The sequence below is a fragment of the Acidovorax sp. genome, from assembly GCF_034519795.1.
GTDB lineage: Bacteria > Pseudomonadota > Gammaproteobacteria > Burkholderiales > Burkholderiaceae_C > Acidovorax.
In genome coordinates this window covers 185,857-201,175 of sequence record NZ_JAXHOB010000004.1, presented here as the reverse complement: position 1 = coordinate 201,175, position 15,319 = coordinate 185,857, and the positions used below count along the sequence as shown (strand labels likewise).

Annotated in this window: 12 protein-coding genes; 10 read left to right on the top strand and 2 right to left on the bottom strand. The window is 65.8% G+C overall.

The window, feature by feature from the left end:
• Positions 1–11: 11 nt before the first annotated feature.
• On the bottom strand, positions 12–1,031 hold the full coding sequence (locus tag U5N23_RS04670; RefSeq protein WP_322591672.1) for an AraC family transcriptional regulator: 1,020 nt from the start codon (positions 1,029–1,031) through the stop codon (positions 12–14).
• 193 nt (positions 1,032–1,224) lie between these two features.
• Between U5N23_RS04670 and U5N23_RS04665 the strand changes: the two genes are divergently transcribed.
• Positions 1,225–2,934 carry a carboxylesterase/lipase family protein gene (locus tag U5N23_RS04665; RefSeq protein ID WP_322591671.1) on the top strand — a complete coding sequence of 570 codons (1,710 nt, stop codon included), beginning with the start codon at positions 1,225–1,227 and terminating at the stop codon, positions 2,932–2,934.
• 178 nt (positions 2,935–3,112) lie between these two features.
• On the opposite strand, the gene U5N23_RS04660 is transcribed toward U5N23_RS04665, so the two are convergent.
• A complete protein-coding gene (locus tag U5N23_RS04660; RefSeq protein WP_322591670.1) occupies positions 3,113–3,799 on the bottom strand; it encodes a Crp/Fnr family transcriptional regulator in 687 nt (228 codons plus the stop codon).
• A gap of 215 nt (positions 3,800–4,014) precedes the next feature.
• Here U5N23_RS04660 and U5N23_RS04655 point away from each other — a divergent pair, with 215 nt between their 5' ends.
• The 9 genes from U5N23_RS04655 to U5N23_RS04615 all read left to right on the top strand — a co-directional run bounded on the left by U5N23_RS04655 (position 4,015) and on the right by U5N23_RS04615 (position 15,289).
• The gene (locus U5N23_RS04655) at positions 4,015–5,658 is read left to right on the top strand and encodes a 3-(methylthio)propionyl-CoA ligase (protein WP_322591669.1); all 1,644 of its coding nucleotides are present in this window, start codon (positions 4,015–4,017) and stop codon (positions 5,656–5,658) included.
• Positions 5,659–5,847: 189 nt separating this feature from the next.
• Entirely contained in the window at positions 5,848–7,080 is a 1,233-nt protein-coding gene (locus tag U5N23_RS04650) for a branched-chain amino acid ABC transporter substrate-binding protein (RefSeq protein WP_322591668.1), read from the top strand.
• A gap of 69 nt (positions 7,081–7,149) precedes the next feature.
• The gene (locus tag U5N23_RS04645; protein WP_322591667.1) at positions 7,150–8,103 is read left to right on the top strand and encodes a branched-chain amino acid ABC transporter permease; all 954 of its coding nucleotides are present in this window, start codon (positions 7,150–7,152) and stop codon (positions 8,101–8,103) included.
• Between the two features lie 4 nt (positions 8,104–8,107).
• Positions 8,108–9,466 carry a branched-chain amino acid ABC transporter permease gene (locus U5N23_RS04640; RefSeq protein WP_322591666.1) on the top strand — a complete coding sequence of 453 codons (1,359 nt, stop codon included), beginning with the start codon at positions 8,108–8,110 and terminating at the stop codon, positions 9,464–9,466.
• Between the two features lie 8 nt (positions 9,467–9,474).
• Positions 9,475–10,266: an ABC transporter ATP-binding protein gene (locus tag U5N23_RS04635; protein ID WP_322591665.1), complete on the top strand. Its 792-nt coding sequence runs from the start codon at positions 9,475–9,477 to the stop codon at positions 10,264–10,266.
• A gap of 6 nt (positions 10,267–10,272) precedes the next feature.
• Positions 10,273–10,968, top strand: coding sequence for an ABC transporter ATP-binding protein (locus U5N23_RS04630; protein WP_322591664.1), 696 nt, complete (start codon positions 10,273–10,275; stop codon positions 10,966–10,968).
• Positions 10,969–11,274: 306 nt separating this feature from the next.
• Entirely contained in the window at positions 11,275–13,374 is a 2,100-nt protein-coding gene (locus U5N23_RS04625; protein ID WP_322591663.1) for a 3-hydroxyacyl-CoA dehydrogenase NAD-binding domain-containing protein, read from the top strand.
• Positions 13,375–13,463: 89 nt separating this feature from the next.
• The gene (locus U5N23_RS04620) at positions 13,464–14,639 is read left to right on the top strand and encodes an acetyl-CoA C-acyltransferase (RefSeq protein ID WP_322591662.1); all 1,176 of its coding nucleotides are present in this window, start codon (positions 13,464–13,466) and stop codon (positions 14,637–14,639) included.
• Between the two features lie 173 nt (positions 14,640–14,812).
• The gene (locus U5N23_RS04615; RefSeq protein ID WP_322591661.1) at positions 14,813–15,289 is read left to right on the top strand and encodes a hypothetical protein; all 477 of its coding nucleotides are present in this window, start codon (positions 14,813–14,815) and stop codon (positions 15,287–15,289) included.
• The last annotated feature ends 30 nt before the right edge of the window (positions 15,290–15,319 follow it).

Genomic DNA, 15,319 nt, shown 5'->3' with positions numbered 1-15,319 from the left:
CGGGCCCGTTTTCAGCCCCCCTGATGCAGCTGCGCCCGGTACTGCCCGGGCGGCATGCCGAACCAGCGTTTGCAGGCGCGGAACATGTTGCTCTGGTCGGCAAAACCCAGCAGGTCGGCCACTTCGGTGAGGTTGCGGCGCGGATCGGCCAGGTACTGGCGCGCCAGTTCGCAGCGCGTGTCGTCCAGCAGTTGCTGGTAGGTGGCCGATTCGGCCTGCAGCCGGCGCTGCAGGGTGCGGTCGGTCATGTTCAGGCGCGCGGCGATCTCGTCGCGGCGCGGTTCGCCCTTGTGCAGGATGCGCGCCACCTCGGCGCGCACGCGCGTGCTCGCCAGCGAATGGCCCAGGTGGTCGAGCTCGCTCTCCACCAGCCGCTCATGCATGGCCCACAGGCTGGGGTTGTGGGTGGGGATGTCGGCCAGCATATCGGCTTCGGCCAGCAGGATGCGGCTGGCCGGCTGGCCGAACCGGGGCAGCAGGCCGAAGGCTTTTTGGTAGCGCGCCTCGCTGCCGGGGGAGGGGGGCGGCGTGGTCAGCTCCACCGCCAGGGGCGTGAGTTCGCGGCGCGTGAGCCAGCCGCACAGCGTGTACAGGGTGAGCAGCGCGTATTCGACCCGCTGGCGGGGCACCGGGCGCGTGCCGCCGATGTGCGCGATGGAAAACCAGTAGCCGCGCGTCTCGCGCGTGAGCTCGAAGGCGGTGCAGTCCGAGATCACCGCCATGTGGCGCGTGAGGTGCTGAAAGCCCACCAGCAGGTTCGGGCCCGATGCGAGTGCATAGCCGACCACATCCACGTTGCCGTAGCGCGCGGTGAGCTGCGGGCACAGGCCCAGGTCCAGCTTGCCGGAGCGCGCCACGGCCAGCTCCCACAGCTGGCTGATCCGGTCCACGTCCACGCGCGCATGGGGCTGCTGCAGCGCCGCCAGATCAATGCCGGCCTCGCTGCACAGCTCGGCCACGGGCAGGCCTTCGGCGGCCATCATGTCGGTGGTGCCGCGCACCCAGGCGGCGGAACTTGTACGGGGATTCATCGGGTGGAAGTCGGGGGCTGAAGGGGCTCAGGGTTTACGCGGGGTGGTGCTCTGAAGTCAGTGTTTTGGCAAGGTTGCGATAGTAACGAATGGCCAGCTGCTTTCCACAATCACGGTCGAGGTTGTGCCCTGTTCGCGGTTGTACCGGGGTCAGAGGCAAGACCCATTCCAAAAAAACCGAAGGAGACAAGACATGGTCGATATGCGCTGGCGTGTGCAATGCCTGGGAGCAGTTCTTTCCGTGCTGGCGGTGGCCGGCTGTGGCGGTGGTTCGGGCGGCACCCCGCCCGAGGTGCGCGAGACTGCGTACGGCAGCGTGCGTGGCGTGGACGCCAGCGCCACCACGGGCACCTATGCCTGGAAGGGCATTCCCTTCGCCAAACCCCCCGTGGGCGAGCTGCGCTGGCAGCCGCCCGTGGCCCCTGCGGCCTGGAGCGGCGAGCGCGATGCCACGCGCTTCGGCAATGCCTGCCTGCAGATGGGTCGCCTGTATGGCCCCGGGGCCAACAACCGCTTCGACGACAGCATCGGCCAGACCCTGGGCACGCCGGTGGGCAGCGAGGACTGCCTGACGCTGAACATCTGGCGCCCCGCGACCACACAGGACAACCTGCCCGTGCTGCTGTTCCTGCACGGCGGCAGCGCCATCTCGGGCTACACGGCCGACCCGGTCTACGACGGCGCAGCGCTGGCGCGCTCGGCCAACGCCGTGGTGGTCACGGCCAACTACCGGCTCGACGTGCTGGGCTTCTTCCAGATGCCGCAACTGCACACCGGCACGCAGGCCTATACCGGCAACTACGCGCTGCTCGACAATGTGCAGGCCCTGTCCTTCATCCAGCGCAACATCGCCAGCTTTGGCGGCAATGCGGGCAACGTCACCTTGATGGGGCAATCGGCCGGTGCCGGCAACGTGCTGGCGCTGCTCACCTCGCCCCAGGCGGCGGGCCTGTTCCACAAGGCCCTGCCGATCAGCGGTGGCACCTCGCTGGCGAGCCAGTTGCCTGCAGGCTCCATCCCCACGCTCAACCCGGCTTCCAAATACGCGGGCCAGGCGGCGGCGCTGCTGGCGGCCCTGGCGCTGGCCGACGGCCTGGCGCCTGACGCTGCGGCCGCAGCGGCGCTGGTGGCAGGCTGGACACCTGCACAGACCGCCAGCTACCTGCGTGGCAAGGACGGCCGTGTGGTGCTGCAGACGGTGCTCAGGAGCGGGCTCACGGGCTCGGGCCCCATCCCCGATGGCGTGGTGCTGCCGGCAGACCCGATCGCAGAGATGGCCGCCGGCCGCTACCACAAGGTGCCGGTGCTCTCGGGCTACACGGCCGACGAGGCCAAGCTGTTCGCACCCTTCCTGGCGCTGCTGGGCGGCAAGCCGGGCATGAAGATCAGCGATGCCGAGCGCTTCGCTATGACGCAGGCCTTCAACCCCGATGCGCCCACCACGCTCACGGTGGCGGACATCATCGATCCGTCCTACCTGCCGGTCACGGCGCCGGCCACGGGCTACAACGCACGCATGAAGCTGCTGGGCAGCGTGTTCATCGACCCGAGCCGCGACAGCCTGCTCAATACGCTGCGCACGCAGCAGTCCAACGTCTGGAGCTACCAGTTCAACTGGGCGCAGCAGCCCGCGCCCTGGAACGATGTGTACGGCGCGGCCCACGGCTTCGATCTGCCCTTCGTGTTCGGCAACTTCGGCCCCTCGCTGCTGGCCAAGGCGGCCAACAGCGCGGCCAACCAGCCGGGCCGGCTGGCGCTCTCGGGCGTGATGATGGACAGCGTGCGCGCCTTCGTGCACACCGGCAACCCCAACCATGCGGGCCTGGGGCAGGAGTGGCAGCCCTGGCCGCGCAAGTTCATCTTCGACGCCGACCAGAAGGCCACGCGCCTGAGCGTCCAGTAAGGACCCGGGATCTCATGCTGCTTCAGTTGATGCCACCCGCAACGCATGAAACTGGCGCTGCCCAAGCCAGTGCCCCCGTGCAAGGGCCGCCCCGCCGCACCGGGGGCGTCCCCCTCCCGACTTGCGTAGCGAGTCGAGAGAGGGGGAAGGCGCGAAGCGACTCAGGGGGTGCTTCATCTCATGCAACCGCTGTGGCGGCGAGGTATGCGCCCAGCGCGTCGTCGTCCACGATGGCCACCTTGCCGAAATCCAGCGACACGATGCCCATGCCTTCGAGCGAGCGCAGCACGCGGTTGACCGTCTGGCGCGACAGGCCCACGAGCTGGCCCAGCTCGTCCTGCGTCAGGTTGAGCCGGCGCGTGCTGCGCCAGAACAGGCGGCTCAGGTACAGCGCCACACGGTGTTCGGTGGACTGCGTGCGCCCGGCCTCGATGATGGTCATCGCCTGTCCGAGCCGCATGTTCAGGTGCAGCACCAGGAACTGGTTGAAGGCCAGGCTGCTCTCGCGCAGCGCGGCAAAGACCGGCAGCGGCAGGCACATGAGGCGGGTAGGGCGCAGGGCCACCACGTGGTACCTGCGCGGCTCGGGCTTCATGGCCGAGCCTTCGCCGAACCATTCGCCGTCGGGCACGCCGATGAAGGCCGAGGAGCGGCCCCGGCTGGCCGGGCTCTGCAGCATCACCAGGCCCGAGAGCACCGCGTGCCAGCCCTGCACGGCGCTGCCGGCGGGCATCATCACTTCGCCCTTGTCGCCGCTTTCTTCGAACACCTCGGCGCGCACGCGCTCCTGCATGGCCGCCGGCAGCCCGGCGAACCAAGGCTGGGCCGTGATGAAGCGCTGGGCGTGCGGGGCGGTGCAAAGCATGCTGCGGATTGTCGCTGCAGCCCCTGCCGTTCAGGGTAATCCCTTGGCCTTTGTCGGGTGGGCGACAGGTGTTGGCGCCAAGCGGCCCAAGCCGCACACTGCGCAGCCAGGAAACGCGCCTGGAACGCAGCCGAAAGGGGTGCTTCGGGGGCCCGCAGCAGGCCAGCGCGCGTTACGATGATTGCCCACTTCACCACAATATCCAAGGAGCACACATGCTGGGCCTGATGCAGAGCCAACCCCTGTTGATCTCGTCGCTGATCGAGTTCGCAGAACGCCACCATGGCGACGCCGAAATCGTCTCGCGGCGCGTGGAGGGCGACATCCACCGCTATACCTACAAGGACCTGGGCCAGCGCGCGCGCCGCCTGGCCAATGCGCTCGACGGGTTGGGCCTGCAGTTCAGCGACCGCGTGGCCACGCTGGCCTGGAACGGCTACCGCCACATGGAGATGTACTTCGGTGTGAGCGGCTCGGGCCGCGTGCTGCACACCATCAACCCGCGCCTGCACCCCGAGCAGATCGCCTGGATCGCCAACCATGCCGAAGACCAGGTGCTGTGCTTTGACCTGACCTTCCTGCCCCTGGTGCAGGCGGTGCATGCCAAGTGCACCACGGTGAAGAAATGGGTGGCACTGTGCGATGCGGACAAACTGCCCGCAGATTCAGGCATCCCCGGTCTCACGAGCTACGAAGCCTGGATCGGCGCGCACTCGCCCGACTACGCCTGGCCCGAGTTCGATGAGAACTCTGCATCGAGCATGTGCTACACCAGCGGCACCACGGGCAACCCCAAGGCCGCGCTCTACAGCCACCGCTCGACCACGCTGCATGCCTACGCCGCTGCGCTGCCCGACGTGATGTGCCTGTCGGCGCGCGACTCGGTGCTGCCCGTGGTGCCCATGTTCCACGTCAATGCCTGGGGCATCCCGTACTCGGCCGCGCTCACGGGCTGCAAACTGGTGTTCCCTGGCCCGGCCATGGACGGCAAGTCGATCTACGAACTCATCGAGTCCGAGAAGGTCACCTACGCCGCCGGCGTGCCCACCGTGTGGCAGATGATGCTCGGCCACATGAAGCCTGCGGGCCTGAAGTTCTCCACGCTCAAGCGCACCGTCATCGGTGGCTCGGCCTGCCCGCCCGCGATGATCCACGCCTTCAAGGAAGACTTCGGTGTGGAGGTGCTGCACGCCTGGGGCATGACCGAGATGAGCCCGCTGGGCACGCTGTGCACCCTGAAGAACAAGCACCTGGCGATGCCCAAGGAAGAGCAGATGAAGATCCTGCTCAAGCAGGGCCGCGCCATCTACGGCGTGGACATGAAGATCGTCGGCGCCGATGGCGAGGAACTGCCCTGGGATGGCAAGACCTATGGCGACCTGCTGGTCAAGGGGCCGTGGATCGTGGACAGCTACTTCAAGGGCGAGGGCGGCCATCCGCTGGTCAAGGATGCGCAGGGCCGGGGCTGGTTCCCGACCGGCGACGTGGCCACCATCGACGCCGACGGCTTCATGCAGATCACCGACCGCAGCAAGGACGTGATCAAGTCCGGCGGCGAGTGGATCAGCTCCATCGACATCGAGAACATCGCCATGGCCCACCCGGCCATCGCCATGGCCGCCTGCGTGGGCATGCCGCACCCCAAGTGGGACGAGCGCCCCATCGTGGCCGTGGTCAAGCGCCCCGGGGCCGAGGTCACGCGCGAGGAACTGCTGGCCTTTTTCGAGGGCAAGACCGCCAAGTGGCAGATCCCCGATGACGTGGTGTTCGTGGAGGCGATTCCGATCGGTGCCACCGGCAAGATGCTCAAGACGAAGTTGCGTGAGCAACTCAAGGATTACAGGCTCCCGGGCCTGTGATCCCGGGGCCGTGCTGGACAGGTCTTCGCGAGCGTCGCGAGGGCGGTTTCCAGTGCTGCCCCAGGCTGGTGCGGCGCTCGGGGGAGCGCCTTCCAGTCACGTGTGCGACGCCGGTAGGGGCAATCCCTGAGGGGCGTCGTGTTGCAACGCGGTACGCTGCGTCGTGTCGATTTACAAGGAGACAGAACCATGAAATTCGCTATGAAGGCTGTAGCAGCCACCGTCCTGTTGGCGAGCGCTGGCGCGGCGTTCGCTCAAAAAGGTGAGACCGTCAAGATCGCCTGGCTTGATCCGCTTTCGGGCCTGATGGCGGCCGTGGGCACCAACCAGCTCAAGAGCTTCCAGTTCATCTCCGAAGAGTTCAACAAGAAGAACGCTGCCGGGGTGAAATTCGAGATCATCGGCATCGACAACAAGCTCAGCCCGCAGGAAACCACCAGCGCCCTGCGCTCGGCCATGGACCAGGGCGCGCGCTACGTGGTGCAGGGCAACGGCTCGGGCCCGGCCCTGGCGATCATGGATGCGCTGGAAAAGCACAACGCACGCAACCCCGGCAAGGAAGTCGTCTTCCTGAACTACGCCGCCGTGGACCCGGACCTGACCAACAGCAAGTGCAGCTACTGGCACTTCCGCCTGGACGCAGACACCTCCATGAAGATGGAAGCGCTGACCACGTTCATGAAGGACCTGCCCGAAGTCAAGAAGGTCTACCTGATCAACCAGAACTACTCGCACGGACACCAGGTCTCCAAGTTCGCCAAGGAAATGATGGCCCGCAAGCGCCCTGACGTGAAATTCGTCGGCGACGACCTGCACCCCCTGGCCCAGGTGCGGGACTTCTCGCCCTACATCGCCAAGATCAAGCAGTCGGGCGCCGACAGCGTGATCACCGGCAACTGGGGCTCGGACCTGGCCCTCCTGATCAAGGCCGCCAACGACGCCGGCCTGAACAACGTCAACTTCTACACCTACTACGGTTCGGTCACCGGCAGCCCCACGGCCATGGGCGCAGCAGCCGCAGGCCGTGTGTACATGGTGGCCTACGCGCACATCAACCTGCCGGGCGAGCTCAACAAGATCGTGGTGGACTACAAGAAGAAGTTCAACGACGACATGTACACCGGTTCCGTGTTCCACGCGTTCTCGATGCTCACCGATGCCTTCGTGAAAGCCAAGTCCACCGACCCCGTCAAGGTGGCTGCGACCATGGAAGGCATGAAATTCAAGAGCTTCAACGGCGAAGTCGAGATGCGCAAGGCCGACCACCAGCTGCAGCAGGGCCTGTTCATCTCCAAGTGGGAGAAGGCGGGCGGCAAGTTCCCGCTCGACTCGGAGAGCACCGGCTACACCTTCGTGCCCGTGAAGTACTACGAGCCCTATGTGGCCAGCACGCCCACCTCGTGCCAGATGAAGCGTCCGTAAGCGAGGCTGTTGTTCTCTAGGCCCGACCTGGCTCGGGCCTTTTTTTTACCCTTGACCTGAAAAATTCCAATGAATCCTGAGTTTTTCGTGATCTCCCTGCTCAACGGCGTGAGCTACGGGCTGCTGCTGTTCATGCTGAGCTCGGGACTCACTCTGATTTTCAGCATGATGGGTGTGCTCAACTTTGCACACACCAGCTTCTACATGCTGGGCGCCTACTTTGCCTTCAGCATCTCCAGCGTCATCGGCTTCTGGCCGGCGCTGGTGATCGCCCCGCTCATCGTGTTCGCGCTGGGCGCCGCGTTCGAGCGCTACTGCCTGCGCCGCGTGCACAAGTTCGGCCATGTGCCCGAGTTGCTCGTGACCTTCGGCCTGTCCTACCTGATCCTGGAAGTCGTGCAACTGGTCTGGGGCCGTGCCACCGTGCCCTACGGCCTGCCCGAGCAACTGCAGGGCCCGCTGTTCAGCCTGTACGGCACGCAGTTCCCCAAGTCGCGCTCGTTCGTGATGCTGATCGCCATCCTGATGCTGCTGTCCGTGTGGCTGCTGCTCACGCGCACCCGCATCGGCCTGGTGATCCAGGCGGCACTCAAGTACCCCGAGATGGTCGAGGCCCTGGGCCACAACGTGCCGCGCGTGTTCATGCTGGTGTTCGGCGGCGGCGCGGCCCTGGCCGGCCTGGCCGGCGTGATCGGCGGCAATACCTACGTCACCGAGCCCGCCATGGCGGCGTCGGTCGGTTCCATCATCTTCGTGGTGGTGGTGGTCGGTGGCATGGGTTCGCTCGCGGGGGCCTTCCTGGCCTCGCTGCTCATCGGCGTGGTGCAGACCTTCGCCGTGGCGCTCGACTATTCGATGATCCACGTGCTGCGCCCGCTCGGTGTGGCCGTCACCGACCAGACCTTCGGCTACCCGCTGCTCAAGCTCACCATCTCCCAGGTGGCGCCCATTCTTCCGTACCTGTTCCTGGTGCTCATCCTGATCTTCCGTCCCAAGGGCCTTCTGGGCACCCGCGAGGACTGATGCCATGACCTCATCCACCACTACCGTCTCCGGCGCCGCACCGCACGCCAACCCGCACGCCGCCTCGCAGGGGGTTGCGCACTACCGCTTCAAGCCCTGGAACGTGGGCCGCCTCGTCATCTGGTCGCTGTTCGCCGCGATGCTGATCGTGGCACCGCACGTGTTCCGCAGCAGCCTGGCCCTGACCATGCTCTCGCAGATCGGCTACCTGATCATCATCTGCCTGTCCTACAACATCCTCCTGGGGCAGGGCGGCATGCTCAGCTTCGGGCATGCGGTGTACACGGGCCTGGGCTCTTTCATCGCCATCCACGCCATGAACATGGCGGGCAAGGGCGAGCTGCCGATCCCGCTGGTGCTCATTCCGCTGGTCGGCGGGCTGGCCGGCATGTTCTTCGCGATCCTGCTCGGCTTCGTGACCACCAAGAAGTCAGGCACCACCTTCGCCATGATCACGCTGGGCATCGGCGAGCTCGTGGCCTCGATGGCACTGATGTTCCCCGAGTTCTTCGGCGGCGAGGGCGGCATCACCACCGACCGCGTGTACGGCAAGCCCTTCTTCGGGCTGAACTTCGGTTCGGGCATGCAGGTGTACTACCTGATCGCGGCCTACTGCTTCGTCTGCACGGCCGCCATGTTCGCCTTCACGGGCACGCCGCTCGGCCGCATCCTGAATGCGGTGCGCGACAACCCCGAGCGCGTGGAGTTCATCGGCTACAACACGCAGCGCGTGCGCTACTTCGCGTTCATCATCGCGGGCTTCTTCGCCGGCATTGGCGGCGGGCTGGCCACCATCAACTTCGAGATCGTGACCGGCGCGGACAGCGTGAACGTGCTGCGCTCGGGTGGCTACCTGCTGTTCACCTTCCTGGGCGGGGCCACCTTCTTCTTCGGCCCCATCATCGGCGCCGTGCTGCTGGTGCTGGCCTCGGTGCTGCTGTCCGAGATCTCCAAGGCATGGCTCTTGTACCTGGGCCTGGTGTTCCTGTTCATGGTGATGTATGCGCCTGGCGGCATCGCCAGCCTGATCATGATGAACCTGCGTGTCGCCAAGTTCGGCAAGCTGCGCCAGCTGTGGGTGTCCTACCTGGGCCTGGCCGGCACCGGCCTGGTGGCCGTGCTGGGCGCGGCCTGCATGGTGGAGATGACCTACCACCTGCAGCTCAACGCAGCCCTGGGGTCCGAACTCAAGTTCATGGGCGCCATGATCGACGCCAAGGGTCTCACGGCCTGGTTCGGTGCGGGCTTCGTGTTCGTCACCGGCCTGGCGCTCTTCGAAATGTGCCGGCGCCAGTTCCTGCGCCAGTGGAGCACCATCCAGGAAGAAATCGAACATGCGATCAAGCGGGGAGAGGCGCTGTGAGCAACACCATGACCGCCAACCCATCCGCCTCGTCCTGCGCGCTCGAACTGCGTGACCTGCGCAAGAGCTTCGGCAAGACCGAGATCATCCGCGGCGCCAACCTGGTGGTGGCCCCCGGCGAACGCGTGGCCATCATCGGCCCCAACGGCGCCGGCAAGTCCACCCTGTTCAACCTCATCAGCGGCCGTTTCGCCCCCACCAGCGGCGACGTGATCCTCAATGGCCAGCGCATCAACGGCCTGGCCCCCTACGAGATCAACCGCATGGGGCTGTCGCGCAGCTTCCAGATCACGAACATCTTTCCCAAGCTGAGCGTGTTCGAGAACCTGCGCTGTGGCGTGCTGTGGAGCATGGGCTACAAGTACACCTTCCTGCGCTTCCTGTCGAACCTGCACGATGCCAACCAGCGTGCCAAGGAACTCATGGAGATGATCAAGCTCGACAAGAAGCGCGACACGCTGGCCATGAACCTGACCTATGCCGAGCAGCGCGCCCTGGAGATCGGCATCACCATCGCCGGTGGCGCCAACGTCATCCTGCTGGACGAGCCCACGGCCGGCATGAGCAAGAGCGAGACCACGCGCTTCATCGGCCTCATCAAGGAGGTGACCGAGGGCCGCACCCTGCTCACCGTGGAGCACGACATGGGCGTGGTGTTCGGCCTGGCCGACAAGATCGCCGTGGTGGTCTATGGCGAGGTCATCGCCTTCGACACCCCCGACAAGGTGCGCGCCAATGCGCGCGTGCAGGAGGCCTACCTGGGTTCGGCGGTCGCCGACGAGCAGGGCGCGGGACACTGATTACTTATGCTGAAAATTGACAACCTCCACGCCTATTACGGCAAGAGCCATGTGCTGCATGGTGTGAGCTTCGACGTGCAGCCCGGCGAGATCGTGGCCCTGCTCGGGCGCAACGGATCGGGCCGATCCACCACCGCCAAGGCCATCATGGGCCTGGTGGACTGGGAGGGCACGCTGCAGTTCAAGGGCCAGGACCTCAACGGCAAGAAGGCCTACGAGATCGCCCACCTGGGCCTGGGCTACGTGCCCGAGAGCCGCGACGTGTTCCCCAACCTCACCGTGCACCAGAACCTGCTGCTCGGCCAGAAGGGCAACGGCAAGGGCAGCCGCTGGTCGTTCGACGACATGTACGAGCTGTTTCCGCGCCTCAAGGAGCGCCAGCACACCGAGGCGGGCGTGATGTCCGGCGGCGAGCAGCAGATGCTCACGCTGTGCCGCACGCTCATGGGCGACCCGGACCTGATCATCATCGATGAGCCCACCGAAGGCCTGGCGCCCAAGATCGTCGAGCTGGTCGGCCAGTACCTGCAGACCATCAAGGCGCGCGGTATCTCCGTGCTGTTGATCGAGCAGAAGCTGACCATCGCCATGAAGATCTCGGACCGCGCACTGGTGATGGGCCATGGCTCCATCGTCTTCCAGGGCACGCCCGACAGCCTGCGTGCCGACAACTACATCCGCAAGGAGTGGCTGGAGGTATGAGCTCCCCCCTGAGTCGCTTCGCGCCTTCCCCCCCTGAGGGGGACGCTCCCAGCGCGGCGGGGCGGCCCTTGCGCGGGAGCGCTGGCTTTGGCCACTCCCGGCTCAAGGGCTATGGGCCCTGCCACAGCCAGTGATGGGGCAAAGGAGGCGCCTGGATTGTCCTGGCGCCTCTTTTTTTGTCCGGCGAGGCGGTTGGGCGGCTCAAGGCCATGTCCCCCCGGGGACAAATTGACACGCCAGGGCCGCGCTAAGTCTCTACAATAAAAACGCACGATCGTTCTTTTTCACTCTCCAAGGAACAACAGCATGACCGCTGAATACAAAGTCCACGGCTCCGTTGCCGTGATCACCCTGGCCAACCCCCCCGTCAACGGACTGGGCCTGGCAACCCGCCAAGGCATCGTGGAGGGCCTGGGCCGCGCCAATGCCGATGCAGCGGTCACGTCCATCGTCGTCACCGGCGCGGGTGGTGCGTTTTCCGGCGGCGCCGACATCAAGGAGTTCGGCACCGACAAGTCCCTGCAGGAACCCAATCTGCTGTCGGTGATCGCCGCCATCGAGAACTCGGCCAAGCCCGTCGTGGCCGCCATGCACACCGTCGCCATGGGCGGCGGGCTGGAGCTGGCCCTGGGCTGCCACTACCGCATTGCGGCGCCCGGTTGCGCCATTGCGCTGCCCGAAGTCAAGCTCGGCCTGATCCCCGGCGCCGGCGGCACGCAGCGCCTGCCGCGCGTGCTGGGCGTGGAAGCGGCCCTGAACCTCATCGTCAGCGGCGAACCCGTCAAGAGCGAGATGATCGGCGCCGTGCCCGGCCAGAAGCTGTTCGACAAGATGGCCGCCTCCGCCGAAGCGCTGGCCGCCGAAGCCCTGGCCTTTGCCCAGAGCGTGGCCGATGTGCGCCCCCTGCCGCTGGTGCGCAACCTGCCTTGCAAGCACCCTGAGGGCGACGCGTACTTCCAGTTCGCGCGCAACATGGTCAAGGGCATGGCCAAGAACTACCCCGCGCCCGCCAAGTGCGTGGACGCGGTCGAAGCCGCCACCAAGCGCAAGTTCGCCGACGGCATGCTGTTCGAGCGCGAGGTCTTCATCAACCTGATGTGGACCCCCGAGTCGCGCGCCCTGCGCCACCTGTTCATGGCCGAGCGCGCCGCCTCCAAGATCCCCGACGTGCCTTCGGACACGGCGAAGCGCGAGATCAAGTCGGTCGCCGTGATCGGTGCCGGCACCATGGGTGGCGGCATCTCCATGAACTTCCTGAACGCCGGCATCCCCGTCAAGATCCTGGAGACCAAGCAGGAAGCCCTGGACCGCGGCGTGGCCACGATCAAGAAGAACTACGAAGCCCAGGTCAAGAAGGGCAAGCTCAAGGAGGACAAGTACGCGCAGCGCATGGCCCTCTTGACGACCACGCTCGACTACGCCGACCTCAAGGACGCCGACCTCGTGATCGAGGCCGTGTTCGAGGAACTTGGCGTCAAGGAAACCGTGTTCAAGCAACTCGACGCCGTGATGAAGCCCGGTGCCATCCTGGCCTCCAACACCTCCACGCTGGACGTGGACAAGATTGCCGCCTTCACCAAGCGCCCCGAGGACGTGGTGGGCATGCACTTCTTCAGCCCCGCCAACGTGATGAAGCTGCTGGAAGTGGTGCGTGGCGCCAAGACCAGCAAGGACGTACTGGCCACCGTGATGGCCATTGGCAAGAAGATCAAGAAGACTTCGGTGGTCTCGGGCGTGTGCGACGGCTTCATCGGCAACCGCATGATCGAGCAGTACAGCCGCCAGGCCGGCTTCCTGCTGGACGAGGGCTGCACGCCCCAGCAGGTGGACAAGGCGGTCGAGAAGTTCGGCTTTGCCATGGGCCCGTTCCGCATGGGCGACCTGGCCGGCAACGACATCGGCTGGGCGATCCGCAAGCGCCGCGCCGTCGAGCGCGCCGACATGAAGTACAGCCGCACGGCCGACAAGCTCTGCGAGCTGGGCCGCTTCGGCCAGAAGACCGGCGCGGGCTGGTACGACTACCAGGCCGGCAAGCGCGATGCGATCCCGAGCGATCTGGTCAACAAGATGATCGAAGACCACCGCAAGGAGCTGGGCATTACGCCGCGCAAGATCTCCGACGAGGAAATCGTGCAGCGCCTGGTGTTCGCCCTGGTCAACGAAGGCGCGCACATCCTGGAAGACGGCATTGCCAGCAAGTCCGGCGACATCGACATGGTCTACCTCACGGGTTATGGCTTCCCCATCTACCGCGGCGGTCCCATGCACTACGCCAGCGAAGTGGGCCTGTTCAACGTGGTGCAGGCCATGGACCGCTTTGCCAAGAACCCCAACGACGATGCGGCGTTCTGGAAGCCCGCGCCGCTGCTGGCCAAGCTGGCCGCCGAAGGCAAGGCGTTCGCCTGAGCGAACCACCGATTGATGCAGTGAAGCCGCACCGGATGCGCACGCCCCTGGCGACCATCGGTGCGTTCCACCCCTGAAAGGATTTTTCCATGACCTCCGCAGTGATCGTTTCCACCGCCCGTACCCCGCTCGCCAAGAGCTGGAAGGGTGCCCTCAACATGACCCACGGCGCCACGCTGGGCGGCCATGCCGTCAAGCACGCCATCGAGCGTGCCGGCATCGACGGCGCCGACGTCGAAGACGTCATCATGGGCTGTGCCAACCCCGAAGGCGCCACCGGCGCCAACATCGCACGCCAGATCGCGCTGGCCGCCGGCCTGCCGGTGACGGCATCGGGCGTCACGGTCAACCGTTTCTGCTCTTCGGGCCTGCAGACCATCGCCCTGGCGGCCCAGCGCATCATCGCCGGCGAAGCCGATGTGTACGTGGCCGGCGGCGTGGAAAGCATCTCCTGCGTGCAGCAGGAAATGAACCTCCACATGCTGCGCGACCTGGCCCTGGACAAGGTCAAGCCCGAGATCTACTGGAGCATGCTGCAGACCGCCGAGCAGGTGGCCAAGCGCTACAACATCGGCCGTGAAGCCATGGACGAGTACGGCGCCGCCAGCCAGCAAAAGGCCTGCGCGGCCCAGGCCGCCGGCCTGTTCGATGCCGAGATCGCCCCCATCACCGTGACGGCCGGCGTGGCCGACAAGAACCTGGGCCTGATCACCAAGCAGGTCACCCTGAGCAAGGACGAAGGCACGCGCGAAGGCACGACGGTCGAGTCGATCAGCGGCCTGCGCTCGGCGCTGCCCGGCGGCCTGATCTCGGCCGGCAATGCCAGCCAGTTCTCCGACGGCGCCGGCGCCTGCGTGGTGGTGAGCGAAGAGTACGCCAGCAAGAAGGGCCTCAAACCCCTGGGCCGTTTCCTCGGTTTTGCCGTGGCCGGCTGCGAGCCCGACGAAATGGGCATCGGCCCGGTGTTCGCCGTGCCCAAGGTGCTCAAGAAGCTGGGCCTCACGGTCAACGACATCGACCTGTGGGAGCTGAACGAGGCCTTCGCCGTGCAGGTGCTGTACTGCCGCGACAAGCTGGGCATTCCGGCCGACCGCCTGAACGTCAATGGGGGTGCCATCGCCGTGGGCCATCCCTACGGTGTGTCGGGCCAGCGCCTGACGGGCCACGCCCTGATCGAAGGCAAGCGCCGCGGTGCCAAGCGCGTGGCGGTGACCATGTGCATCGGCGGCGGCATGGGTGCTGCGGGCATCTTCGAAGTGCTCTGATGGATGCCTGGTGAGTGGGGGCGCGCAGGCGTTACGGCGCTTACGTTTGCTCACACCGGGTTTGGGGACAATGCAGACCGGCCGTTTCAGCGGCCGGTCTGCAGGCGGTGTGCCATTGCTGCGCGCCGCCCCAGGTCTACAACAATCACCATTCCATCAAGAGAGATCCATCCATGTTCACGAAGGTTTGCGCAGCCCTGGCCGTTCTGGTCGTATCCACTGCAGGCACTGTTGCCCATGCGCAGAGCTACCGGCTCAACCAGCCGCTGGCCGATGATCCCGACACCATCCTGCAGGAGGTGGCCATCACGCCCGAGCGCACCACGGTGACCATCGTGCTGCGCAACAGCAGCAAGCGGGACATTGTCGAGGCCTGTGCCCATCCCAGTGCCAAGCCGGAATCCTTCACGCTCAAGGACCTGGACAGCGGCAAGGTGCTCAAGCAGGAAAGCAGCACGGGCCTGATGTCGTGCGAAAACGGCATGGACCAGATCCGTCCCGGCAAGCGCAAGACCTTGAAAATCCAGTTCGCCAGCCTGCCGGCCGGCGCGCGCCGCCTGCAGATCGGCGAGAACAACTGCCAGCAGAACCCCGATGACGACATGGACTACTGGTGCTTTTCCGAAGTCGTCCTGAACCACAAGAAGTAGCAGCCGCCAGGCATGTGACCGCCGCACCGT

What these genes read in the sequence shown, in the direction of transcription:
- U5N23_RS04615 (WP_322591661.1), top strand. Translation starts at nt 14,813, where the DNA reads ATGTTCACGAAGGTTTGCGCAGCCCTGGCCGTTCTGGTCGTATCCACT.
- U5N23_RS04640 (WP_322591666.1), top strand. Translation starts at nt 8,108, where the DNA reads ATGACCTCATCCACCACTACCGTCTCCGGCGCCGCACCGCACGCCAAC.
- U5N23_RS04655 (WP_322591669.1), top strand. Translation starts at nt 4,015, where the DNA reads ATGCTGGGCCTGATGCAGAGCCAACCCCTGTTGATCTCGTCGCTGATC.
- U5N23_RS04660 (WP_322591670.1), bottom strand. Translation starts at nt 3,799, where the DNA reads ATGCTTTGCACCGCCCCGCACGCCCAGCGCTTCATCACGGCCCAGCCT.
- U5N23_RS04630 (WP_322591664.1), top strand. Translation starts at nt 10,273, where the DNA reads ATGCTGAAAATTGACAACCTCCACGCCTATTACGGCAAGAGCCATGTG.
- U5N23_RS04670 (WP_322591672.1), bottom strand. Translation starts at nt 1,031, where the DNA reads ATGAATCCCCGTACAAGTTCCGCCGCCTGGGTGCGCGGCACCACCGAC.
- U5N23_RS04635 (WP_322591665.1), top strand. Translation starts at nt 9,475, where the DNA reads ATGACCGCCAACCCATCCGCCTCGTCCTGCGCGCTCGAACTGCGTGAC.
- U5N23_RS04650 (WP_322591668.1), top strand. Translation starts at nt 5,848, where the DNA reads ATGAAATTCGCTATGAAGGCTGTAGCAGCCACCGTCCTGTTGGCGAGC.
- U5N23_RS04625 (WP_322591663.1), top strand. Translation starts at nt 11,275, where the DNA reads ATGACCGCTGAATACAAAGTCCACGGCTCCGTTGCCGTGATCACCCTG.
- U5N23_RS04665 (WP_322591671.1), top strand. Translation starts at nt 1,225, where the DNA reads ATGGTCGATATGCGCTGGCGTGTGCAATGCCTGGGAGCAGTTCTTTCC.
- U5N23_RS04620 (WP_322591662.1), top strand. Translation starts at nt 13,464, where the DNA reads ATGACCTCCGCAGTGATCGTTTCCACCGCCCGTACCCCGCTCGCCAAG.
- U5N23_RS04645 (WP_322591667.1), top strand. Translation starts at nt 7,150, where the DNA reads ATGAATCCTGAGTTTTTCGTGATCTCCCTGCTCAACGGCGTGAGCTAC.